General features: G+C 55.1%; 13 protein-coding genes. 6 read left to right on the top strand and 7 right to left on the bottom strand.

Going from position 1 to position 23,392, the window contains the following annotated elements:
* Positions 1-43 precede the first annotated feature (43 nt).
* Complete coding sequence (locus tag IE099_RS06705) at positions 44-4,870, bottom strand: alpha-L-rhamnosidase-related protein (RefSeq protein ID WP_189568625.1); 4,827 nt, start codon at positions 4,868-4,870, stop codon at positions 44-46.
* 219 nt (positions 4,871-5,089) lie between these two features.
* Positions 5,090-7,381 carry a cadherin repeat domain-containing protein gene (locus IE099_RS06710; RefSeq protein ID WP_189568627.1) on the bottom strand — a complete coding sequence of 764 codons (2,292 nt, stop codon included), beginning with the start codon at positions 7,379-7,381 and terminating at the stop codon, positions 5,090-5,092.
* A 263-nt stretch (positions 7,382-7,644) separates the two neighbouring features.
* Between IE099_RS06710 and IE099_RS06715 the strand changes: the two genes are divergently transcribed.
* A complete protein-coding gene (locus IE099_RS06715; protein WP_189568630.1) occupies positions 7,645-8,370 on the top strand; it encodes a hypothetical protein in 726 nt (241 codons plus the stop codon).
* 100 nt (positions 8,371-8,470) lie between these two features.
* On the opposite strand, the gene IE099_RS06720 is transcribed toward IE099_RS06715, so the two are convergent.
* Positions 8,471-9,490 carry a TIM barrel protein gene (locus IE099_RS06720; RefSeq protein WP_229809423.1) on the bottom strand — a complete coding sequence of 340 codons (1,020 nt, stop codon included), beginning with the start codon at positions 9,488-9,490 and terminating at the stop codon, positions 8,471-8,473.
* An 11-nt stretch (positions 9,491-9,501) separates the two neighbouring features.
* On the bottom strand, positions 9,502-13,608 hold the full coding sequence (locus tag IE099_RS06725) for a PVC-type heme-binding CxxCH protein (protein WP_189568633.1): 4,107 nt from the start codon (positions 13,606-13,608) through the stop codon (positions 9,502-9,504).
* Positions 13,609-13,793: 185 nt separating this feature from the next.
* Here IE099_RS06725 and IE099_RS06730 point away from each other — a divergent pair, with 185 nt between their 5' ends.
* A complete protein-coding gene (locus IE099_RS06730) occupies positions 13,794-14,249 on the top strand; it encodes a GNAT family N-acetyltransferase (RefSeq protein WP_189568636.1) in 456 nt (151 codons plus the stop codon).
* Between the two features lie 17 nt (positions 14,250-14,266).
* On the opposite strand, the gene IE099_RS06735 is transcribed toward IE099_RS06730, so the two are convergent.
* On the bottom strand, positions 14,267-15,391 hold the full coding sequence (locus tag IE099_RS06735) for a prepilin peptidase (protein ID WP_189568640.1): 1,125 nt from the start codon (positions 15,389-15,391) through the stop codon (positions 14,267-14,269).
* Between the two features lie 179 nt (positions 15,392-15,570).
* Here IE099_RS06735 and IE099_RS06740 point away from each other — a divergent pair, with 179 nt between their 5' ends.
* Positions 15,571-15,819 (top strand): hypothetical protein, encoded by a 249-nt coding sequence (locus IE099_RS06740; protein WP_189568642.1) that lies wholly within the window; start codon positions 15,571-15,573, stop codon positions 15,817-15,819.
* Between the two features lie 868 nt (positions 15,820-16,687).
* On the opposite strand, the gene IE099_RS06745 is transcribed toward IE099_RS06740, so the two are convergent.
* Together IE099_RS06745 and IE099_RS06750 are read right to left on the bottom strand one after the other, a co-directional pair.
* Positions 16,688-17,056, bottom strand: a complete 369-nt coding sequence (locus tag IE099_RS06745) for a hypothetical protein (RefSeq protein ID WP_189568645.1) — start codon at positions 17,054-17,056, stop codon at positions 16,688-16,690.
* A 55-nt stretch (positions 17,057-17,111) separates the two neighbouring features.
* Positions 17,112-17,861, bottom strand: a complete 750-nt coding sequence (locus IE099_RS06750) for a rhomboid family intramembrane serine protease (protein WP_189568648.1) — start codon at positions 17,859-17,861, stop codon at positions 17,112-17,114.
* Between the two features lie 238 nt (positions 17,862-18,099).
* Here IE099_RS06750 and IE099_RS06755 point away from each other — a divergent pair, with 238 nt between their 5' ends.
* Genes IE099_RS06755 through IE099_RS06765 form a run of 3 tightly spaced genes read left to right on the top strand, consistent with a single transcriptional unit; the run spans position 18,100 to position 23,391 of the window.
* On the top strand, positions 18,100-18,729 hold the full coding sequence (locus IE099_RS06755; protein ID WP_189568651.1) for a TetR/AcrR family transcriptional regulator: 630 nt from the start codon (positions 18,100-18,102) through the stop codon (positions 18,727-18,729).
* Between the two features lie 36 nt (positions 18,730-18,765).
* A complete protein-coding gene (locus IE099_RS06760; protein ID WP_189568654.1) occupies positions 18,766-20,013 on the top strand; it encodes an efflux RND transporter periplasmic adaptor subunit in 1,248 nt (415 codons plus the stop codon).
* Positions 20,014-20,025: 12 nt separating this feature from the next.
* Positions 20,026-23,391, top strand: coding sequence for an efflux RND transporter permease subunit (locus IE099_RS06765; RefSeq protein WP_189568657.1), 3,366 nt, complete (start codon positions 20,026-20,028; stop codon positions 23,389-23,391).
* Position 23,392 lies beyond the last annotated feature (1 nt).

Consider the following 23,392-nt stretch of genomic DNA (forward strand, 5'->3'; position numbering starts at 1 on the left):
CATCAGCCTCGCCGGACCGAATCCTTTTCCAAGGAAAAAGGGCTCACGGGAGATTCACTCGCGCGCGATAGAATGCCCGGGGCGAATCAGGCAACGTGTCGTCAATGAGGGTCACTTCCTCATCTTCGAGCAGAACTGAAGTGGTATCTACGGTCTCCCACTGGAGCGGCTCTAACAGGGTCGAACGTTCGAGAAGGTAGAATCGACCTCTCTTTCCAGGGACGGAGAGTTGAAAGAATTCCACATCCAGATCGACCTCCATCTCTTGGACCTCGAAGTTCTCACCTGCATCGAGAGGATCCGTGTTGGCAAGGAACTCTTCCAATGTGGTCTTCCCGTCTCCATCGAGATCAAGGGAGTCACCTGAGACAACCGGATTGGAAGCCTCGCTCCCGAACATAAACGCTTTCCAGTTCTCCTTCAGAACCTCGACGTCTGGAGTAGCAGAATCACTGAGCCAGATCACGTGTTCACCCGACGGCACGTTCTCGATTACCAAATAACCATTCTCCTCTACCGCAGGAACCACCACACCGTCACAAATCACGGAGGCCTCGGCGAGCCCTTTGGAAGGAACGAGAATTCGGGCGGACATGTTGCCAGGAATCTCGACCCGAAGCCTGAAGGTCGACGGCGAATTCTCATCCACTGCCACCATCACTGGACCACGAATAGTAGGGATCTTTCCCGATGCCGAGGTGAGCCCGTTGACTCCGTCGCCAGTTCCCATCTGCGGCTTGATTTCGACTTCCCCATAGCCCGCAGTCAACGGCTTGAGACCGAGAACATAGCGCGGGATGATGTTCCCCGGCACAGCGCCCCAAGCGTGATTCCAATCCTGATTGGGCTTAAACTCTTGCCCCCAGGCTTCCATACTGATGGTCGCCCCCTCTTCAATCATGTTCCACCAATGACGTTTGTATTGCGGGTCGGTGTCCGTCATCAGACCAATGGCATAGTCTTCCTCACCGCCTTCAAAGAGCGCCTCCATGAGGTATTGGGCGCCGTAGACGCTACACGCCATATGTTTGGTCTTGAGAAAATCCATCACCGCAGTCACCCGGTCCTCCGGAACCAAGCCATGGGCCATGGCAAAGAAGTTGGCGTGGGCCGAGACATGAGAACGCGACGCCCCATCCTGATAGAGACTCCCGTTCCAGAAGCTCGTATTGAAGGCGGACTCTAACAGGTCAGCTCGGGCGGTGAAGTCTGCCGCATCGCTTCCGTTATCCAGCTCGGTGGCAATGAGGGCCATCAGGCGCAGCGCTTTGTAGTGGAAAGCGTTCACCACTGTGTTCAAGTTGCTGAAGCTATAGTTATCCCGCTCCCCCGCCGGCCAATCCACAATGTCACGCGGAACCCCGCTGGTCTGACTTTGCAGCAAACCATCCGAGCGGCTCCAGTCGAGCAGCAGCTGAGTCTTCAAGGAATCATAGTTGGCAGCCAAGGCCTCCTTGTTCCCGGTCTGCATATAATCGGCCCAAGCCATGAGGTGAAAGTGCAGTCGCCACTCAGTCGGCCAGGTCGGGTTATCGAGCAAGTGCTCGTAGCTCTGGCGCGCAATGGTGAATTCCCTTTCGACCCCATAGTGGCTCAGCTGATTGATGTAGGCATCCGCCTCATAGGGCAATCTCTCCCGATCGCCATCGACATAGACCCCGGCAAAGGAAGTGGCTTTCATGGAGTATTGGCAAAGGTCCCACACCGCGTTCAAGGTGCTATCCGAGGAAACAAAGGAAGCAGCGTCTTCATCAAACGGAGTGTGAAGCACCACCTGCCGCACATTCCCCAAGGTGATGGGCTCGGGTGAACCCAGGATTTCCACATAGCGAAAGGGCATCACCCCACCGGTCCAGGAAAGGTCGATCCCAACCGAAGTGGTCGAATAATGAACATCATAGCTTTGCGCCCCATTGCGCAGAGATACCGAAGTCGATCCCGAGCGAATCGTGCCACCGGGACTCATATTCACTGACGTGCCAAAGGCCTTTTCCCCCATTCTAACTTCCAATGATTGACCGGTATAGTTTCCGTCCAAGTGAAGAGTTAAATACCCAAAGGCGTCGCGACCGAAATCAATGTAGTAATTTCCACTCCCCTTGTCCACAACGGTAACGGGGGCAACCTGAGTGTCGAAGTCGGGTTGGTAACGACCCGACCATCGGTTCTCGGAGGAATTGCTCACACTCCGTCCACCGTTCGGGGTAGAAGTCGCCTCCGTTTTGAACAACTGAATCTTGGACCACCCTGACGGTTCTTCACCTTCGCCCCAAGTTCTCACCCGCCAGAAGTAGGTCCGCCCACGAGCCAAATCGGTGGTGAAGGGGGCGACATTGACCGAGGCATTCGAGAGAACTTTGCCGGTGGCGAGAACATCACCCGTGCCAGCGCCAACCAAACCGGCGGTGGATGAGACAATGATTTCGTAGGCACTCTGGACCTCACCGCGTTTGCCGGGATGAAAAATCCACGCGAACTCTGGCTGAGTATCAGGAATGGTGGTGAGATGAGGATAAGCCAAAAGATCCACCATCAACCCGCTTGGCCTGGTCGAGTCTACCGCAGCGCCTGGAAAGTCAGCTGGGTCGTTGGGATCGGTATTTGCCGCCTGCTCGGCCGAATTCGAGAAGCTATCTCCATCAGGGTCACCGCTCCCCGTCTCGTTCAGCCCACCAAACGACTGCTCTTCCCAATCATCCGAAAGGCCATCAGAATCCCCGTCTCCGGGAACCGAACTTGCAGCCGCAGGGTCTGAAAGCGCGATAAACTCAGCGCTGTTGGAAAACCCATCCCCATCGAAATCATCCTGAGGAAAGACATCGATGATGGAATTCAACCCGTCGCCCGTAGTTGCATCCACAATCGATTGCTCCCAGGAGTCCAGCAGGCCGTCCCCATCCAGGTCATTGGGATCATCGAACACAGTTGGGTTCGTCGCATTGTTTTCCTCCTCTTCATTGGAATAAATATCTCCATCCGGATTGTCGGTTCCATTATAGGCGAAAATATCGGGAAAATAAGCCAACTCCCAATTGTCGAGCAAGCCGTCCTCATCGAGATCATCAGGATCATTCGCGACCACCGGATTGGTCCCAATCGTGAACTCCTGCTCATTGGTGAGATCATCCGAGTCGAAATCATCACTCGCGATCACATCCTCAATGCTGACGACGGCATCCCCTTCGTCAGCCGCTACAATCTGGAGCTCCCAGGAATCAGGGAGCCCGTCACCATCCACGTCATTGGAAAGGCCAAAGAGAAACTCATTGGCACTCTTGTCTCCTTCCCAGATGGCCACCTCATCGATGCATCCTTGCAGACTTTCACTCGATGCATCACGGAATTCATTGCCAATCCCGAAGTCGCCATTTCCGTCAGAGACGTCAGCAGTCATATCGAAGCTGCCAATCGGATTGGCTGCCACCACGCCGCTATCGACCCTCGTCCAATAGAAAGTGAGGTTATCTGATTCGGCCTCATCCCCGGTGTAAGTCACCGCGACATGAAACCACTCATCAGCGACAAAGGCATGGGGGCCGCTGGTCGGAATCTCCGCGTCGAACGGGTTGCCTATCAGCGCTGATATTGAGTGAAAGCGCAGGTCGGCACCATTATTGAAGAGAACGAACTGGAAGGGACGATCCCCGTCGGAATTCTCATCATCCATACTGATAATTTCCCGTGGCGAGCCCGCGACAGAATCGAACTTCACCAAAGCCTCTATCGTCCACCCCACCAAAGTGTGGTTGGCACCCAAAACTTGCGAGACATTCACGTCACTCCCCCCGAGCAACCCGTCATCGCTGTCACTCAGTTCGACCGCGTCCCCGAAGTTGAAGACCCCGGTGACTCCAGCACCGGGATTGCCGACCGAACTCAAGGCAAGAGAATTTCCGTTTCCCGTATCCGCAAACGGAGCTGCGGACTCGTTCAAATGCCAAAGGTGAAGAGGAGTTCCATCGGAGTAAGGAACGGGTAGACTCTCTGAGAAGATAAATTCATCAACGGCCCGCGCCACCGTGCTTACCCGTCCTTCGTCCAACTGTCCCTGCACCCCTTCATCCAACCCCAGGTTCCCACTGCCCCGTCCCTCGTTGCCGAAGACCAAGGGAGAGTCGATGGTCCCATCGAAAGAAACGGCCCCCTCCGCACTGACGAAGACTTCGTTGGCTATCGGCGCGCCGCTATCGAGCCTCGTCCAGTAGAACCGGACCACCTCGCTTCCGGCCGATCCACTGCCGTCATAGGTCACCGCGACATGGAACCACTCGTCAGCAACGAAGGCATGATCGCCGGTGATAGACGTAAGATCGAAAGTCACCGCGCTCCCCCCGGGAACCGGATCGAAATTGAGCACTCCTCCGTTGTTGATTCGAAATTGAAACGCTCGCGTCAACTGGCCGTCCCCACCCCAGATGTGCATGTGATTGGCTTGAGTGAGGGAGGGTAGCTTCACCAAGGCCTCCAGCGTAAACTCGTCTCCCAGCAAGGACATGTCGAACCGGTCCGCGGGTTCCACACTTTCAAAATTCCAAGAACCACTCTCATCGACGTCCACCCCGACGCCCTCGTTCACCCCCACATTCAGCGCATTTCCAAAACCTGAAAAGCCGGAGGTCGAAGAAATCGCCTGGGCACTCGCAGGCACACTGCTGCCCGCTGAAAACACCCCATCATAGATTCCTGGTGAAGCCGCATTCACGAGAGCGCTCCCGCTTCCTTCATCCAAATGATAAAGAATCAAGGTGTCGCTATCGGTCTGCTGATAAGGCGCAACCCCTTGCGCCGTCGCAGGCGAGGCACTAAAAATAAAAATGAGAGAAAGCCCCAGAGTGAGCGGGGATTCAGGGCGAGAGTTTGAAAAAGACATAAATAAAAAAAGGAAATGGGGGATGCGGCAATGAACGTTCGACTAGAGAGCCAGCCCGTGATTGAGATTTTTTAATCTCCAAACTGTCCTCTTTCGGAGAGGGCTTCTGCCAGCTACTGGACTCGAATGCCCAAGGCAAAAACCACCCTACAACCTCTTGGTCGACTCGTAAGTTGACCAAGAGGCCGGCAAAAGTAGGGATAGGTTTGTTAGAGTTATTTAGAGGGACTCGATACGGAAGAAGTCGTTCCCATCCGTATCCAGCGCGGAAGCAGGCACGGTGAAAGTATCGACATTGTCATAGGTCGCGTTCACCTCTTCAGTGAAGTCAGCCGATGAAGTCAAATCATCCGAAGAAGTGAGAATGAAACCAGGACCACCGGGAGAGAACTTGATCTTGAGGTCCGCGCCTTCGAAAAAGATGTCGACAATCTCCGGTCCGACTGGTCCGGCTTCGACTAGCTCATTGGTTAGTCCATAGAGATGCAGGGTATCGAATCCTCCCGTGCCCGCATTGGCTCCCAGAGGCATCGGTGCCTCAACGACCAAGTCGGAACCTTCGGCGGTGTAGCTATAGGAAATGAAGTAAGCTTCATCGTCATTTCCAAAACCCAGCACCTTGCTCGGGCGGTCAAAGGCCAAGGAGTTCCAGGGTTGCACCTCCTCGCTGCCATTGATGAAAGTGAGGTCAATCAAGCGTCCGCTATCATCCAGAGGAGACCAGGCCCGTGTGTAAATGCGAAGTTCATAGGTCGACCCTGGGGCAAGCCCCGAGAGGGTAAAAGTCTGAGCTCCCCCGGGAGGCGCGATGCCATTCGAGTAGGTGAATCCACTCAGCAAGTCGATGACCTCACTGCCGGTGACTCCCCCGCTGGAAGGCAGCCAACTCCCTAGATTCGCAGCGGCAATCTGGTTCTTTCCACTCGGAGCCGTCCACTCGAAATTCGCTGGCGCTTCCGTGGTATTCAAAACATCAAAGTCCACCCCATTGACTGTGGTTGCATATCCCCCGCTAATTGCGTGGGTGTAGACCTTGCTGTCACTGATGCCCGAACTCGCATCATCGGTGATCTGGGTCACACTGACGCTGGCAGAAACAGAAGGAGGAACACTGCTGTCCAGGAGAGGGTCACTTCCCTGTGCGAGCTCATAGCCATCCTTGGCCCCGTCTCCATCCGAATCCAAATTGTTCCCGGAGGTCCCCACAAGAGGCAAGGTCTCCACCGCTCCCGATCCTGTTTCATTAAAATCAGTCAAGCCATCGAAGTCCGAGTCAGGATTCGTCGGATCAGTCTGATTCCGGTCACCCACAAATTCGAACAACTCCTCCTCATCGGTCAGGCCATCATTATCGGTATCAGAGGATCCGGGATTGATATCATAGGCCGGAAGATCCAAGAAACTACCCTGGAAAATCGCGTATTCCTCATCATCGAAAATGCCATCGCCGTCAGCATCATTGCCGACGGAAAGAGAAGTGAGGACCCCTTTCCAACGCAATTCCCACTCATCATTGAGACCGTCGAGGTCGTCATCCTTGGAGACTGTAATGGTAAGAATCATCTCCGTGGTCAGGTTTCCAGTCGCAACATCAGTCGCCTCGACTCGAATCGAGTAAGTCTGCCCATCAACGGGATCTTCCCCCGCAGCGGTGAAGTCGGCGTTGGTCAGCAACTCATCGGAATGAGTCCCTCCGATCTGAAACAAGCTGTTGTCTGTGTCGCCTTCTCCCGAAACCAAAGAAAACGTCGAATCTTCAAAGGCCTCAAAAACAGTGGCAGTGAGAATCCCTACCAAGAATCCGGTCGCTTCGCCAGTCGCGAAAGTGGCTTCGCTGATACTGAACTCATAGCCATTTGGGGCTGCAGCGATGCAGAAGTTATCCAGATCACCCAAAGTAGAGAGCGCCCGGACATCCGAGTAGATTCCAACATAGTTTCCGGAATTCGGAACAACCGGACTCCTCGTGGTCACCACCTCCCGATCTTCCCCATTGTAGAAACCCGCTTGATAAGTGTTCTCTTCGATCCGTGCGATAAAGAGTTTGTCGTAATCGGTAGTGATGCGGCGGGGGTTGTCATACTCCACCGTTCCGTCAAACCCACGGCAGAAGATGCCATTGTTCTTGGCGTAGACCGTTATGTAGTCCTCACGCACTCCAGTCGTAGGTGCCGTGCCCCCGACGTAGAGTCCCAAGCTGTCGTTTCCTCCGGGTGGCTCAAAGTTGGAGAGTTCAACTTGAACCTCCTCCCCCACCGCAAGGGCTAATCCGTCGTAGGTGAAGGCTGATTGCTCAATACCATCGTAAACTGAGGTTGTCAGCTTTAAGACTTCATCGACAATTTCCCAAGCGAAGGCATTACTCCCGGTCCCTCCCGCATCAAGGATTACGGTACTAGTCCAATTTGAGAGGTCATTACTAAAGTCATCAATGATAACTTCTTCCGCTTGAAGAAAGTTACTGCTTAGAAAAGCAGTTAGTAAGATCGGTTTGAGTGTTGTGAGTTTCATGAGTTGCTTTGCTTGTTGACCCTGCGCCTCGGGATGCCTCCAGAAGACAAAGCCAGAGTAGAAGAAGATAGAATCCCCCTTTGGAGTCAAGGGACCTTCCTTTCCCTAAACACTATTATGGACAAGGTATCTCAAGCATCATCCATAATAATGTTTACATGCCTCGACCTATCTTGACCCAGTGCGCCCATCCGTATCCTACTGGACGTTGCGCTCGAAAGGAAAACTGTCCTTCCGGCTCAGATAAAAGAACCAAAACTCAAATGAAAAAATCAACAACTCTTGCACTCCTGCTCAGTGGAATCGGTGGCGTCACAGCTCTCCAAGCGGCATTGGTCGCAGACGACTTCAGTAGTGGACTGGGGAACTGGACTTCCACCGTGATTCTGGATGCCAACGGAGGCGGCAGCAATACCGCGGCATTCCAAGTGAACAGTGGGCAACTCGAACTGAATACGACAGTTTTCGACGGCATCGAGCAATCAGCCTTCATCTACAATGGACTTTCTCTCGCGATCGGCGAAGAGGTCCAACTCGATGTGATTTCCTTCAGCGGAAATGACGGCAACGACGCTCTAGGTCTCTACGTGGGGGGCACCGCACCGACGGTTGGTGTCCGACAAGACTACGTCACCGTCTACAACAAGAATTCCGGCGGACTCTTTACCCGCGGCTTTGACGGGCCTAGCGAATTCCCCAGCTCTGGTTCAAGCATAGGAAATCCAACTTACGAGACCCTCTTCATTGCCCGCACCGACACCAATACTTTCGAAACGGGGTATTACGCTGGAGGCGTCCGCACCGTTGGGCAAACCCGCACTCCCGGCACTCCTAACAGCGCGGACTATGTCGGCATTTATTCCGACGCCCGGAACCTGGGGACAATCGGCAGCGTGGACAATTTCCGGGTGGTCGCCATCCCTGAGCCTTCGGTCGCCCTACTCGGAGGTTTTGGCTTCTTGGGGCTCCTGCGCCGGCGGAGGGCATAGGAACACTCCACTCGATTAAGTCGGGGGCCTCAACTGCGATAAAAAAAGGCGAGGCAGCTATCGAAATAGCCAGCCTCGCCTTTCTTGTTAGAATCTAAAACTAGCCGTGCACTTGATTGATATCGATCATCACGGCCAAAATATCATTCCAAGTTTGCTGCTGTTCCAAAGTGCTGTTGGGGAACATGCAGCCATCCCAACAGATGTGCTGAATCTCCGGTCGCTGATTCCCCTTCTCATCGAGAAGCCAAGACTTGGCACACTTCACAATATCCAACTTCCCGTTTGGATCCTTGGCAGGACAGTGACGTCCAGTCTTGTCGTGTGCTCCGGTCCCGTGGACCGTCCCGTCATTCTGGGCTACGTGGAAATCGTAAGTCCAGGGAGCAAGCTTGGAAGTCATCTCCGCATAAGCGGACTCGAATTCTTCCTCACTGTGTCCCTCAGAGAGCAAGCGGTGTTCCTCCGCGTTATACCCTAGCAAAAAGAGATAAGTGTGGGCGAGGTCAGCTTGGAAGCCCAAGCGCCCGGGGAGGCCGACAGCCTCCAGCAGGTCGAGCATGTCTTTCCAAGAGTGCATCCCGCCCCAACAAATCTCCCCTTCCGCTACTAGTACCTCGTCGAACTCCTCCGCGACTTTTGCTGCTTCGGTGAAGGTTTGCGCGATGAGTTTCGTGTTGGCTACAGGATCTTTGGCCCAGTCCTCGACCCCGCAAGCAGAGTCGATGCGGATCGAGCCATACTCGCGAACACCATGTTCGCGCAGGACCTTGGCGTATTGGCAACCTTTACGCACGGCATTCACGAACGCGGTGCGTTCATCGGCCGACCCCATGGCGCTGCCTCCCTCGGTGTCGGGCCAGATTGGCGCCACCACCGAGCCGACTTTCAAGCCCGCGTTTGCGATCTTGTCAGCCAGTTTTCGAATCTCGGCATCACTCGCATCAATATCGAGATGCGGTTGATAGAGAAAGAGGTCCACTCCATCAAAGGTCTTTCCCTCCACTTCACTCCGAGTCGTGAGTTCCAGCATCCGGTCGAGACTGATGGGCGGCTCCGCAGAGCCCTCCTCTTTCCCGACCAGACCGGGCCACATTGCATTGTGTAATTTCCAAGCCATTCGTTAGTAGTCTATTTTTTGAGAAGCTCCTCCGGTGAATAGAAGCCCACTTTGTCTTTAGTCTTCTCGCGAACTTCTTTCACTTCCGCAGGAGTAACAGGTTCGGACTTGTTGCCGAACGAGTTCCGCACATAGGTCAAGACCGCTGCCACTTCCTCGTCCTTCAGCATGCCACCGAAGGGAGTCATGGGAACTTGGCCGGGATACTTCACACCCTTCACCTCGATTGGTCCCATAAGACCATTGAGGGTCAGCTTGATCAAAGCCTCCTTATCGTCGTTCACCCACTTGGTGCCTGCCAATGGCGGGAATCCAGCGGAGGGAAGTCCGTTGCCGTCCTCCTGGTGACAAGTGATGCAGAAACCTTCACGATGATAAATCTCGTGACCGGTCCGGTAAGCGTTGCGGAATTTCTTCGCGAGGTGCTTGGGAATGACAGCCTTTGCTTCCTCGTCGCCGCCATGCTCGATTCCTTTCAAGCGGTCGAGTGAAGTTTCAATCGGCTTCTCATTCCACATGTCCTTGGCTCCTTCTGCCGCTGCAGTCGCAATTTCAAGACCTGCAGCATTATCCATCCATGAAGCAGTGACAGCAGCTTCCATCCGAACCCGTCCATGAGAATCGGAGGCGGCGGTGAGAAGCAAGTCTTCGGAACCAGACACGAACTCGTAGTTGTAGCGCAGGACCCTAACGGCAGCGGCACGGACGCGATGGTCTTCAGACTGAAGCAAAGACTTCAGCAAGTCCTCGTCCAAACGTCCGATACCCCAACCCACCCAGAGTGCTTCCAAACGAGCATGCTCGTCAGTCTGCTTGGCAACCCAAGCCTTGGTCGCTGCAGCGACTTCGTCCGCATCGTGGCCGCGCAGTTCGCGACGGGTGCGGTAGCGAGCGCGATACTCGGGCTCCTTAAGGTTTTCCAACAACTGGGATACCGAAGCTCCCGCAACCGGGGCGGACTTGACCAAAGGACGGTCCTTGGCGGTGATGCGATAGATCCGACCATGCGCATGGTCACGATAGGGGTCGCGAGCGTTGTGCTGCATGTGCCCAATCAGGACGTTGTGCCAGTCGACCAGATAGAGGGAGCCATCAGGGGCGAACTCGAGGTCAACGGGGCGGAAGTTGCCATCTTTGGAAACGACCAGGTCCTGGCGGTGCTCCAACTTATAGCCGGTGCCGTCTTCTTTGACGCTGTGCTGCTTGATTCCAAGGAAACCAATGTTGTTACAGAGCAGCATGTCGCCATGCATCTCCTCTGGGAAATGACGGGACGAAACAAACTCCAATCCAGAAGTCGGGCGCACGCGATGACTCTCTGGAATGAGGTCGTGGGTACCGGGGTTTTTCACTCCATAAGGGGTTTTCATGGAAACTGGCAACATCCAGTTCACCTTCGTTCCTGAAGTGTGCAGGAAGAAGTCCTGACCCCACTCGTCGAATGCAACTCCCCAAGGATTGGGAATCGAAACCTGAACCGTGCGCTCAAGACGCTTGAGTCGTGGAGAGTAGCGATAGAAGCCACCATCAACCCCGCGAACCGCACCGCGCATGGTCTCGGTGTTGGAGTGAAGGAAGACCCCTTCGGAAAGCATGAAAGCTCCGGAAGGATCCGCGCAGAAGGCACTCACCGCGTGGTGGGTATCGTGATGGTCGAAACCAGTCATTACGATCTCCTGGGTGTCGCACTTGTCATCGCCATCGGTGTCGCGCATCAGCACGAGGTGAGGCGCTTGGGAAACAAAGACGCCATACTCGGAGAGTTCGAAGCCCATGGGGAGGCTGATTTTGTCGACAAAGACAGTCTCCTTGTCAGCTTTGCCGTCGCCGTCGGTGTCTTCGTAAATCAGAATTTTGTCGTCGGGATAGGCATCGCCGGGACGGTAATGCGGGTAACTCGGCATTGTGGCAACCCAGAGGCGGCCCTTATTGTCGAAGGCCATTTGCACGGGATTGGCCAAGTTGTCGAACTCACGCTCGGAGGCGAAGAGCTCAATCTGAAAACCATCGGCAACCTCGAGGCTATCGATAGCATCCTGACCATACTTATACTCAGTGCTGCCGTTTTTCACACTCGGCTTGTAGTTGGTGTCCACCGGCTTCAGTTCGGTAGTCTTGGCATCGGCCGCAGCGAGGTCGAAGGCCCTTCCTTCGGCAGCGGCCCAGATCGCTTGGTCGCGGTTTTCAGTCATCTCGCGATTCTTCTTAATCTCGTCGGGATAGTTGTCGGGGCCAAACGGCTTGTATCGACGACCGTAGACGTGAACGCCGTTGGGCATGCGGTAATCATTCATCCAGTGCCAGTTCTTGGCCTCAACCGCTGCGTAAACCTTCTCCAACTGAGGAGCCTCAAAGCCCTTGGCGTTGAAGAGAGCCTTTACCAGCTCACGACCCAACCAGCGATAACCCTCGTCACCGGGGACGACCCCGTAGGGAGTCTTCACAGTAGAGCCACCCAGTTCGGCGCTCTGTTGAGTCATTTCGAACAAGTTGACGAAGCCAACTTTTTTCTCCGCCGCGACCTGAGCCATGACAGCCACGTAGTCCGTCAAATCGGCGACACGGGTCTCGTAGTCTTCCACCCAAGTCTCGGGCGCGATTGGAGAGATCAGCACCAACTTGGGTGCGGCCTGACCGTTGTATTTTTGCGAGCGGGAATGGTCGATCCAAGCATTCAGTTCAGCCTGAAACGCATCGAGACCACTCTTACCATCGAAGGATTCACTCCATCCGAAGAAGCCCAGGACGGTGTCGGCTTTCAGCGTGGTCAACCACTCATCTTCAGTGGGATAATGGCCAGTGCCCTTGTGGATGCTGAACTCGGGTCGAATCTTGTCCGCACCGGGGAATGCCCACTGGGATTTGCGGGAAGGATGGGGACGGAAGCCTGCCGTAAAACCAGGGTGGCAAAGGTTGCGCACTACCAGCTTTTTGCCAGGAAAGGCAGTCTGCAAGTAAGCCTCAAAGTGAGGGTGGCGCTGCATGCCATCACCCAAACCGCCACCGACAAAGACCAAACGCTCACCGTCTTTCACCTCTCCGAAAGGCAAAGTAGTTTCCTGAGCGGAAGCCTGCTCATCTCCCTTCGACACGGTCCAACCAGCGGGAATCATTCCGTCGGGGAGACCCGTGGAAGCCGAAGAGCCGAGCTTGAAGTCGTCCACTTGAAGATTGCGCTTAGCAAAGAAGCCCTTCTGCTTGATGAAGCCATAGAAGGTTGGATTGAAGGCATCGACAGGGGTCACATCAGCTTCAGCGGGAACTTTCTCGTCAGTCAGAAAGAGGGCCGCATTCACCATCAAACGGCGAAGGTCTTCGCTTAAGAAGTCAACGGATGCTCCCATTGTGGTCGCAAATGTCAGCCCCTTCGTCGAGCCATTGGGTGCGGTGTATTCACGCAACCAAGCGAGTGGCTGCATGGGCTTGTTCTTCTCTCCTTCCACCGCTTTGGAATCGGGAGTCAGTCCATCAGTCACCTCTCCTCGTAGAAGAATGGTCGAGTTGTCGGGCTTCACGGCCCTGATTCCGTAAACATCAGAGGGTCCGAAGACATCGGATACCCCGTTCAGGATCGCGTGGCCTTCGTTCGCCTTCTCAATCACTCCGCGGGCTCCTTCGACCTTGTGCTTACCATGGTGGCTCACCCATCCATCTCCGATAATCCGGGGACCAAAGGTCTTCCACTTGAAGCCCTCAGTCTCCCCGTCGCCCGTAAAGGCATGGGTTGAGGTGCGGAATCCGATCACCGGTTTCCCCTCATTCAAATAATCAGCCAGAATCTGATAAGAACCATCGTCCAGACGTCGAAAACGAGTGCCAATGATCATCAGGTCGGCATCCTTCAGCTCCTCAATCCCCGGCATGCTGCGCTGATTGTTGGGGTCGATATACTTGCCCTCACTGTCCATGGAGAACAAAACGGTGCAGTCATAACCAAAGCGCTGACTGAGAATCTTGGCGAACATGGGTCCGCTTTCTTCTCCTCGATATTCTTCGTCTCCGGTTAAGAAGACGATCTTCTTCCCTTTGCCGACACCCTCTTTTCCTTCGAAATGAAGCTGTCCCTCTGCCGTGGACCAAAGTCCGGTAGCGACTACCGCTAAAATCAATTTTCTCATCGTCTGTTTAGTTACTGCCCCGAAGCACGGGTGATTGCACATTTTTTTTGCCGAATCTGAGCCATCATCCCAAGCCTGTGATGATTTCCGCCAAACTTATGGTTTATTCTCTTTCAAGAAACGTTCCATAAACTCTATTGGAGGAAATCTGAGGACATCAGACCCGTCCACTCTCCAGCTTTGTCATGAAACCACGCACCCCTCTTCGCCACGAACTCGCTGAACTCCATGCCATGGCCCTGGAGTTGGCTGAATTCGAGAAAATCACCCACTTGGTCAAGTCCACCCCAGCTGATCTGGAAAGAGCGATGTTTGAAGAAAAAGTTCTCGAAGGACTCGTAGTCGATGCGCCGGATGGTCAAGGTCTGGCTGGATTTGCCATTTTTTATCGCAATTTCTCAAGCTTCACAGGCAAGACCGGACTCTGGTTGGAGGACCTCTATGTGCGGCCAGAATATCGTGGACATGGCTTCGGCCGCGAGCTCTTGGACCACTTCCTTTCGCTAGCAAAAGACCGGGGGTGCGGCCGCGCGGAGTGGTCGGTCCTCGATTGGAACACAAGCGCCATCGAATTCTATCAGTCCCGCCAGGCCGATGTGATGCCGGACTGGCGTATCTGCCGAGTCACTTTCCCGGCCTGAATCTCTCGCCCATTCATTCAGCCCCCGACGGTCATCAGGCCGAGATACCACTCCCAGATTTTCCATCCTCCAAAAGCCCAGGTCACCCCCGCCAAGGCCAAAAATGGGCCGAATGGCAAGGGTTTGCCCAAGCCAACCCGCAACAGCAGGGCACCCAACAGAGCATAGAGAGACGAGCCAAAAAGCGTGAAAATCACCGCAGGCCAGCCCAGAAAGGCCCCGATCATGGCCAACAAGGGAGGGTCGCCTCCACCCATCGCCTCGCGGGGGCGAACCACTTCTGTTGCCTTCCCAGAAAGCGAACTGATTTCTTCAATCTTGAAAATTTGTTCCCCGATGGCGACCTGCTCCCCTCTCATCACGAGACTCTCGCCTGCCACTTTCTTGCCATCCACAAGGAAGTCGCAACCATCCATCATAAGCTTGTCGGTGGGCCGATAGAACATATCACCCCATTCGAAGGCTTCCCCGTCGAGCACGAGGCAGAGCTGACCCATCGGATCGTCCTCCTCCGGCTCGCGCAGTTCCCAATCAACCGGCTTTTCAAAAGAAAACTTCTGCTTTCCGAACGCCAGCTTCCCCCCCCAGACCACGAGCTGCAAAACCGCGTAACCCGCTGCAAACCCAACGAGAGCCTCCCGCCAGCCCGGCCAGCCCAGGTCCGACTTTACCAAAGTCACGAGCTCGGGAAAAAAATAAGCGCCCACAATCGCAAATGCGGCCCCCCACCAAGTCATCTTGACCGGAATAATGTAGTGCTCGGCATCAATGAAGGAAATGCTGACCAACAAGGTTAGGAGCACCATCAGGAGAAAGGCCTCGCCCGGCTGCCCGTTCATCCCAAAGAAATACCAAGCCGCGCCCCACAGAATCATAGTCAAGGCTTCCACCAATACGTAGCGCACCGGAATCTTCATCTTGCATTCGGCGCACTTGCCCCGCTGCCAGACCCAGGTGAAAATTGGGATATTCCGATACCACGGAATGTCTTTCCGGCAGCCGGGGCAAAACGAACGCTTGGGCTCATTGACCGACATATTGAGCGGCACCCGATAGATCACCACGTTGAGGAACGACCCCACGCAGGCGCCCACGAATAAGACAACAAACCACCAAAACGGACTGCTCCAAGCTACGATCACGGCGGAAACCTAGCAGCCCACCCCACAACCCCGAACTGAAAAGTTTGGCAGAACGAAATACTTCATCATCCTTCCAGACGCAGGTGCCCCGAGGGGCTGCCATGCCGATGTAGAACCCTCTTCCGATTCAGAAAATAGGCTTTCCTGAATCCTTCCCGCTATTAATAAAAGGCCACCACATGGACGATCCCGAAATTCTCGCTCTGCTGCCTGCTATCGAAGAACAACTGACCTCATCGGAAACCCCTTTCGTCGCCAGCACCCTGACGGGTCTGTCGGCTGAAGACGACATCGAGGAAGAGGAAGCCAAATACATGATCGCCTTTTGCCTCGCTGATGAAATTGAAAAGATGGACCGTGAGGAGCGTCCGTTCGATCTGGAGCGCTACAAGCTCCTTCTCACCCTTCTGCCTGCTCTGCCCCAATGATTCAGGCCCGGCTCGAGGGTGATGCAGATTTCATCCGATAGAGAGGGAACGAAGCCACCTTTATAGCCTAGTCCACGTTCGGACCCTGGTGTTTATGATCACAAAGGACACCCCAATCGCGAAAAAGAGAGGAAGCTGCGGTTCTGGGATCGTAGCAATGGAAGCAAGTTCCAGACGCAAGTTCGGCTCAACCCGACTAGCCGAAAATACAATCTCCGCCGGGCTAAAAGTGGACTCACTCGTGAACGCTGAAAACGGGATCTCGATTGTTCCAGGCCCCTCCAGAGCAAATAACTCACTTGAAATACTAGATTCCACCCCATCGACAGTGAGGTGATATGAACCTCGCCAAAAACCGGAATCCACATAGGAAAAACTCAGTAGGAAAGCGGTGTCTCCACAAGCCAACAGGTCAATCTGGTCTTCAGGCTCGATAGAGTAGCTCAGGGACAAATACCCAAAGTCGCTGCTCAAGAAGGAAAATGCCGTTGCCTCGGTGTCAACTGTCAGGTTCAGAGGTGCAGACCTCAATGAACTAGCGCTAATCGATCGTCGTCCCCCGAAGACCAAAGCAGGATCCAAGCCTTCCTGTGAAATTGAATCCGAGTGATTAAGAGCGAGCCCCCCCACGCTAAAGTCATCGACCGTGATAGCGCCGTTTGAAAATCCTGCAGGAAAGAGCAAACCGCAAGCAAGCAAAAGCCTTTTCATGAATCTACATTGTATTCACCGATGTGGGAGTGCAAGTTTAAATCTCTCGAGAGTTTCACGATGCCTCACTTCAGAGAAAAGCCGATTTTCTATCACGTTGGAGACAGCCATTCATTCTCAGTGGTGATGGAAGCTTCTCGGCCGACAAGTCAATTGTTCAAGACGCGCCAAATGACGATTTCATCATCTGTATCTTCGCAATTCTACGGATTGCCAGGAAAAATATCACCAACCCCAGCCAAGTCAGAAGCGCTAAGAATCCGCCGTGATTCCTTGAAGCAATGACACCCAGAACCACTAGTGCTGGCAGCACGAAACAATAGAGTAATCCCTTGGTAATGGGTGACTCACTCGCCTTTAGGCCCAACCACGCAGCCGTGCCCATTGCGATGCCTCCAAAGACTTGCCCGAAGCCCCACGCATCCTCCCCATCAAGGCCAGAGTAGCCAACGGCGATCAATACACTCACCAGCGTGACCAGGCGCATATATTCTTTTTCCATACTTCGGCGAATCTTGAACTTCATCTCTCCCGTTAGGTTCTGGGCCCCTCCAAGAGGGCGGTTGAGGACAGCCTAAGTCCTATCCCTTGATTGTATAGAACTCATAGCTCCGGTTTTCCGGCTCTTTTTTCATCATCAGGCGAGCACCCAAACCTGCAACCACCCCTGCCACGAATCCCCCGATGTGCGCCGCGTAGGCGACTCCACCGGTTTGCGAATTCTGCCCGACCGTTCCCCATCCACTGAACAGTTGCATCGCAATCCACATTCCGAGCACCACCACTGCAGGTACTGAGACCATGTGAAAGAGAAAGATTGAGTTGACCCGATTCTTGGGAAAAAGGACCAAATAAGCGCCCATCACTCCCGAGATGGCACCCGACGCACCTAAATTCGGAATCACACTATCCGGCCCCAGGGCCACCTGCGCGACTGTGGCCGCGATTCCACTGAAGAGATAGAAGAGCAAGAACTTCATGGGACCAAAACGGTGCTCCACATTGTCCCCGAAAATCCAGAGATAGAGCATGTTCCCGCCGATATGCCCCAAGCCTCCATGCATAAACATAGCCGAGAAAATTGTGAAGTAGATGAGAGCCGGTCCGGGTGCTTGCGGAACCTCAATCGCCCCCTGTGGCCCCTGCACAATCTGTGGCTCGACTAAATCCTGGCCAGTGACGATCTCCTTCGGGATCACGCTCCAGCCCAGAGTGAACTCAGGATTCAAGGACTGCCATCCAAAGAGAAGGACATTGAGAACAATCAAAGCAATGGTCACTTTACCGGGTCCTATCAAATGACGATCATCATCGCTGAGGGGGAATATCATGCCTCAGCCTGCGTGATTTCCGGTCCCTTGCAAAGAGAGGAACGTATCACGAAGAAATCCGGGAATAAATCAGCTCCCGACGCATCCTGCATGGCAACGATAGTTTCTCCTCAGGTGTTCATATCTCGAACTCACCCGTTCCGCTCCTGTTTTCCTCTGTTATTTCGAACTTCGCCCGAACAAAAAATTCACCAAAAGCCGCTTTACTTGACCAAAAAGTCAAATAGCTTGCCCGCGCATGGGACGAACCTCTACAGCCCCCCTTCAGCTTCAGGAAGCTCTCATCGAGCTTATCTGGGAGCAGAGCTACGCCCACGTCACCATCGATGCCATCTGTGAGAAGGCCAAGGTGAAGAAGGGCTCTTTCTATTACTTTTACAAATCGAAGGGAGCACTCGCTCTCGACGCCTTTGATCATCATTGGGAAACAGTGAGCCGTCCCAACCTCGATAGAATTTTTTCCGTCTCCAAACCTCCCCAGCAGAGACTGCAGGATTGGCTTTCCTTCGGGTATCAAAAGGTGCTCACCCAAAAAAAAGAACAAGGGCAAATCAAAGGCTGCCCTTTCTTCAACATCGGTCAAGAGACCAGCAAAATCGAACCCGAAGTGAGCGCCAAGATCGGTGACTTCCTCTCCCACTTCGTCAATTACATCGCCGCCACCTTGCGCGATGCCAAAGAATCGTCCCAGCCTGAAATCAAAGACCCCGAAGCTTTGGCCCGAACCATTTTCAGCTTGGCCCAAGGGAGCCTGACGCAAGCGCGCATTCTCAATTCTCCGGCTCCCCTCGCGGATTTGCCCGAAGCCGTTTCTCGACTATCAGGTCTAGAAATTGCGTCTCATCCAAAAGAAATTCTCACCGCCTAACCAAGGCAGACTCTCAATTCACCCGTTCAACACACCATGACCCCGGAACCATCCGCACAACCTCAATCGAAAAACGGCCTGGGAGGCCGTATTCTCCTGTTCCTCTTTCTCGCTGTCCTGTTGGCAGTGGGAGTCTGGATCGGACTACGAACTCTCCAAAAAACCAAAACCGTCGGCGAAGAGCAAGGCGGGGGCGGTGCGCCGCAAGGCCCCCCACCCTCCGCAGTAGACGTGATACCGGTCCAACTGGTTTCATCCCAGAATACCCACCGGGTTGTGGGTTCCATTCGGGCGGTTAGCCGCGCTGATGTCGCTGCCCGCGAGGAAGGAGCCCTCACCGAAATCTTCGTCGACGAAGGTGACACCATTGAGAAACACCAAATCCTCGCCCGCCTCGATCCCCGCCGTCTCGAAGCCCAGATGGCACAGGCTCAAGCGACTCTCACCGCAGCCCGCTCCCTCATCGCCCAGCGCGAGGCCGAGCAAGCACGCAGCACTACCGACCTGAAGATGAAGCGCAGCCTTTTCGAACAAAGCGCTATCTCCCAAGCCGAATTGCTCGACGCCGAACGCTCCTTCAAAGTTGCTGACTCGCAGGAAAAAGCAGCACGGGATTCCCTCACTGCTGCTGCGGCGGCTCTGAAGCTCCTCGACGTGCGCAAGCAGGACCTCGTCATCCGTTCCCCCTTCGATGCCCGAGTGGTATCCCGTCACGCGGAGTTGGGCGAATGGCTACGCGCTGGCGACCCGGCCTTCACCATCATCACTTCTAACAAGGTCGAAGCTTGGCTCCAGGTTCCCGAGCGCTTTGCCGGGATGATTGAGCAGGGTGATATTGAAGTCGAGGCCGCTGGCCAAACCTTCACCGCCACCAATCTCCGGACGGTGCCCGAGGCCAACAACTCAACCCGGGTGATGACCGTCATTGCGGATATCGCCGATCCTGAGAACGTGCTTTTGCCCGGTCTCTCGGTCACCGCCAACCTCCCCGTCACTGACGATTCCCAACGTCTCGCGGTGCCCAGTGACGCGCTCGTCACGACCTACGCCGGTCGCGCCATCTACCGGGCCAACACCCGTGAGAATAACCTTCCGATCGCCGAGCAATTGCCCGTCACTTTCCTTTTCCAACAGGATGGTCTCGCCTTTATCGAATGCGAAGGACTGGAACCCGGTGACTTGGTTGTCACCGACGGCAACGAGCGTCTCCGCAGCGGAGCCTCCCTGATGTTACCGCCCCCGGCGCAAGCCTCCAACGAAAGCCCGGACGCCGCGAACCTCTAATTTTCCGTTTCCTTGAATTCCCTTATCTCAGCCGCATTGCGGCAACCGATCAGCGTCACGGTCGCGGTCTTCCTCGCCGTCTTTTCCGGCATTCTGGCCATCGCCCTGGTCCCCGTGCGAATGACGCCCGAGGTCTCTTCCGTGGTGGTCTCGGTCACCACCAACTGGGAGTCCGCTTCCGCCGAAGAAATCGAATCCGATATCATCGAAGAGCAGGAAAAAGTGCTCGGCGAAGTCACTGGATTGACCTCCATGATTTCGACCTCCGCGGCGGGGCAAGGCTCCATCCGTTTGGAGTTCGAGACCGGCACCGACATTGAGAAAGCCAATGCGGAAGTGCTGCAAAAGCTCGACGAAGTTCCCGGCTATCCCGACGGCGTGCTGCAACCGGTCGTCGAACCCATCGACATCGAGTCCGTGGACTGGATCGCATGGGCCGGCATCTCATCCTCCGACCCCGCCTTTCCGGCCGAAACTCTTTACGACCTGATGGAAAGACGCATCAAGCCTCGCTTGGAGCGCATCGAAGGCATCTCCCAAGTCGGGATGCGTGGAGCGGTGCAGTCGGAGCTTCACATCCGGGTCGATCCCGAAGCCCTCGCCCAACGCGGCATCACCTACTCCCAATTGCGGTCCGCGATTCAGAGCGCCAACGCCAACTTCTCGGGAGGGCGCATCGTGGATGGCAAGCGCGACCTGCGACTACGGTCCACGGGACGCTTCGAAGATCTCGATTCCATCAAAGAGACCGTCATCCTGCGCACTCCGGAAGGTCAAGTCACCGTGGCCGACATTGCTACGGTCGAAATGGCCTACAAGGAGCCCACCTCCTGGGTGCGGGCACGGGGCCAGCGGATGCCGTTCTTCAACTTCCAGTTGCAACGCGGCGCCAACCTTTTGGAGACCATGGGCTTGTTGAAAGCAGAGTTTGATTTGCTCAACGAACCCGGCGGCCTGTTGGAACAAGAAGCCCGCGAACTGGGTCTCAACGGCACCTTGGAGATCGTGCAGACCTACGACTCCACCACCTACGTTGAGGACGCCATTGCCTTGGTGAAATCCAACATTCTGGTGGGAGGAATTCTTGCCACCATCACCCTTCTCTTCTTCCTGCGCTCCATTCGGACGGTGGGAATCATTGCGATTGCAATTCCGGTTTCCATCGTTTCTTCCCTGGTCGTTCTTGTGTTGTTAGGACGCTCCATCAACATCATTTCCCTCGCCGGTCTGGCCTTTGCCATTGGGATGGTCGTGGACAACGCCATTGTGGTGATTGAGAACATCTATCGCCACCTGGAGATGGGCAAGAAGGTGCGCCAAGCAGCCTTGGAAGGCACGCAGGAAGTGGCCGGCGCGGTGCTGGCCTCCACCATGACGACCTTGATCGTCTTCGCCCCCATCCTGATGATTCAGGAAACCGCAGGGCAACTCTTCCGCGACATCGCGCTCGCCATCATGGCCGCAGTGGGACTTTCGCTCATCGTCTCTCTGACCGTGATTCCGACAGCAGCGGCCCGCTTCCTGCGGGAGAAGTCGAACAACGAGGAAAAGAGCGCCTTTGACAAAGCCTTCGACAATCCGTTCTTCAAAATCCTGGGACTCCCCTTCGCGCCCCTGATGTGGCTCTTCAACCACATGCCCAACATGGTGGCCAATATCATCGGGAAGATTAACGCCAACTGGCTCACCCGCGTTTTCGTAGTGGTGGGCTTCACTGCCCTGACTCTCTTTGGGACGGTCAAGCTCCTGCCACCCCGCGACTACCTGCCCACAGGTAACCGGGAGTTGGTGCTGAGTCTTCTTTTCCCGCCGCCGACCTACAACTTGGAGCAGCTTTCCGATATCGGAACCCGCATCGAGGACAAGGTCCGACCCTATTGGGAAGCGACCCCCGACAAGTTCCAAATCGAGTCCGTCCGGCGCGGAGAGTTCTCCGACGGTGTCGACAATCGCACCGAGGTCCCGGTCTTCCCCCCGGACCCTGTTCGCCCGCCGACCGTCTTGCCGCCCAAGATTGAACACTACTTCCTCGTCTCCTTCGAAGGACGGATGTTCCAGGTCGTTCGCTCCGGGGATAAGAAGCGCGCGGTAGACTCCAAATACCTCCTGCAAGAAGCCATCAGCGGCATCCCCGACACCCGTGGCTTCGCCTTCCAAGCTCCTCTCTTCCGTATTGCCGGAACCACCGGTTCTGCCATCAAGATCGACATTCAAGGCAATGACCTCGAATCCATCAGCAGCACGGCGGGGACCTTCTTGGGTGCGTTGGTTGGTAAGTTTGGCCCCTATAGTATCCAATCCTCACCACCCAATTTCGCCCTCCCAGTCGAAGAAGTTCGCATCGTGCCAGATGATGAGCGCTTGCGCGAAAACGGCCTGACGCGCACCGACTTGGGTCTCGCGACCCAGGCTGCCGGGGAAGGCATCCTCCTTTTCCGCGACTACGAACAAAACGGCGAACTCAAGGACATCAAGCTCATCAACCAGGGCACCTTCTCCGAGCGTCCTTTCGAGAGTTTGCTCGACACTCCAGTCGCCACCGCCACTGGTGCGGTGACCGATCTCCGCTCCCTTTCCGCGATTAAGCGGGTGCAGGGTCCCGATCAGATTCGTCACGTGGACCGTTTGCGGGCGGTTACCCTGGAGGTCACTCCCCCCGCAGGATTGGCCTTGGAAACAGCCATCGCCCAAGTGGATGAACTGGTTCAAGAGCTGAAAAAATCAGGCCAAGTCGCTCCCGGCGTCACGGTCGAGATTGCCGGCTCAGCCGGACCTTTGGCGGAAATCACTACTGCTCTGGTCGGAGACGGAACTTTCTTCAAGACCCTTACCTCCAGCGTCGTGTTAGCCCTCTTCGTGATTTATCTTTTGCTGGTGATTCTTTTCCAAAGCTGGTCCTACCCGCTGGTGATTTTGCTTTCGGTTCCCTTGGCAACCTTCGGGGGCTTCCTTGGCCTCTTCCTGGTCCACAAGTGGTCACTCTCCGACCCCTACATGCCGGTTCAGCAACTCGACGTCTTGACCATGCTCGGCTTCATCATCTTGGCCGGAATCGTGGTGAACAATGCCATCCTCATCGTTCACCAGACTTTGAACTTCATGAAGGAAGATCCGAACATGATTCCAGACGAAGCGATTCGGGAGTCCGTTCGCTCCCGCGTGCGGCCCATCCTGATGGCGACCCTCACTTCCGTGGGCGGAATGCTGCCCCTGGTGGTGCTTCCCGGTAGCGGTTCGGAGCTCTATCGCGGACTTGGTGCCGTGGTGGTCGGAGGCCTTGCGGTCTCGACGATCTTTACTATGTTTCTCGTTCCAGCCGTTCTGAGTATCGTCTTGAACCTGACCAAGAAAGTCACTTCCCACACCGCCAACGCCTAAC

The organism is Roseibacillus persicicus, from assembly GCF_014651675.1.
GTDB classification, from domain to species: domain Bacteria; phylum Verrucomicrobiota; class Verrucomicrobiia; order Verrucomicrobiales; family Akkermansiaceae; genus Roseibacillus; species Roseibacillus persicicus.

Bases quoted from the DNA above. Each gene is read 5' to 3' on its own strand.
- IE099_RS06750 (WP_189568648.1), bottom strand. From the start codon at position 17,861: ATGATATTCCCCCTCAGCGATGATGATCGTCATTTGATAGGACCCGGT.
- IE099_RS06730 (WP_189568636.1), top strand. From the start codon at position 13,794: ATGAAACCACGCACCCCTCTTCGCCACGAACTCGCTGAACTCCATGCC.
- IE099_RS06745 (WP_189568645.1), bottom strand. From the start codon at position 17,056: ATGAAGTTCAAGATTCGCCGAAGTATGGAAAAAGAATATATGCGCCTG.
- IE099_RS06740 (WP_189568642.1), top strand. From the start codon at position 15,571: ATGGACGATCCCGAAATTCTCGCTCTGCTGCCTGCTATCGAAGAACAA.
- IE099_RS06720 (WP_229809423.1), bottom strand. From the start codon at position 9,490: ATGGCTTGGAAATTACACAATGCAATGTGGCCCGGTCTGGTCGGGAAA.
- IE099_RS06755 (WP_189568651.1), top strand. From the start codon at position 18,100: ATGGGACGAACCTCTACAGCCCCCCTTCAGCTTCAGGAAGCTCTCATC.
- IE099_RS06710 (WP_189568627.1), bottom strand. From the start codon at position 7,381: ATGAAACTCACAACACTCAAACCGATCTTACTAACTGCTTTTCTAAGC.
- IE099_RS06715 (WP_189568630.1), top strand. From the start codon at position 7,645: ATGAAAAAATCAACAACTCTTGCACTCCTGCTCAGTGGAATCGGTGGC.
- IE099_RS06725 (WP_189568633.1), bottom strand. From the start codon at position 13,608: ATGAGAAAATTGATTTTAGCGGTAGTCGCTACCGGACTTTGGTCCACG.
- IE099_RS06705 (WP_189568625.1), bottom strand. From the start codon at position 4,870: ATGTCTTTTTCAAACTCTCGCCCTGAATCCCCGCTCACTCTGGGGCTT.
- IE099_RS06760 (WP_189568654.1), top strand. From the start codon at position 18,766: ATGACCCCGGAACCATCCGCACAACCTCAATCGAAAAACGGCCTGGGA.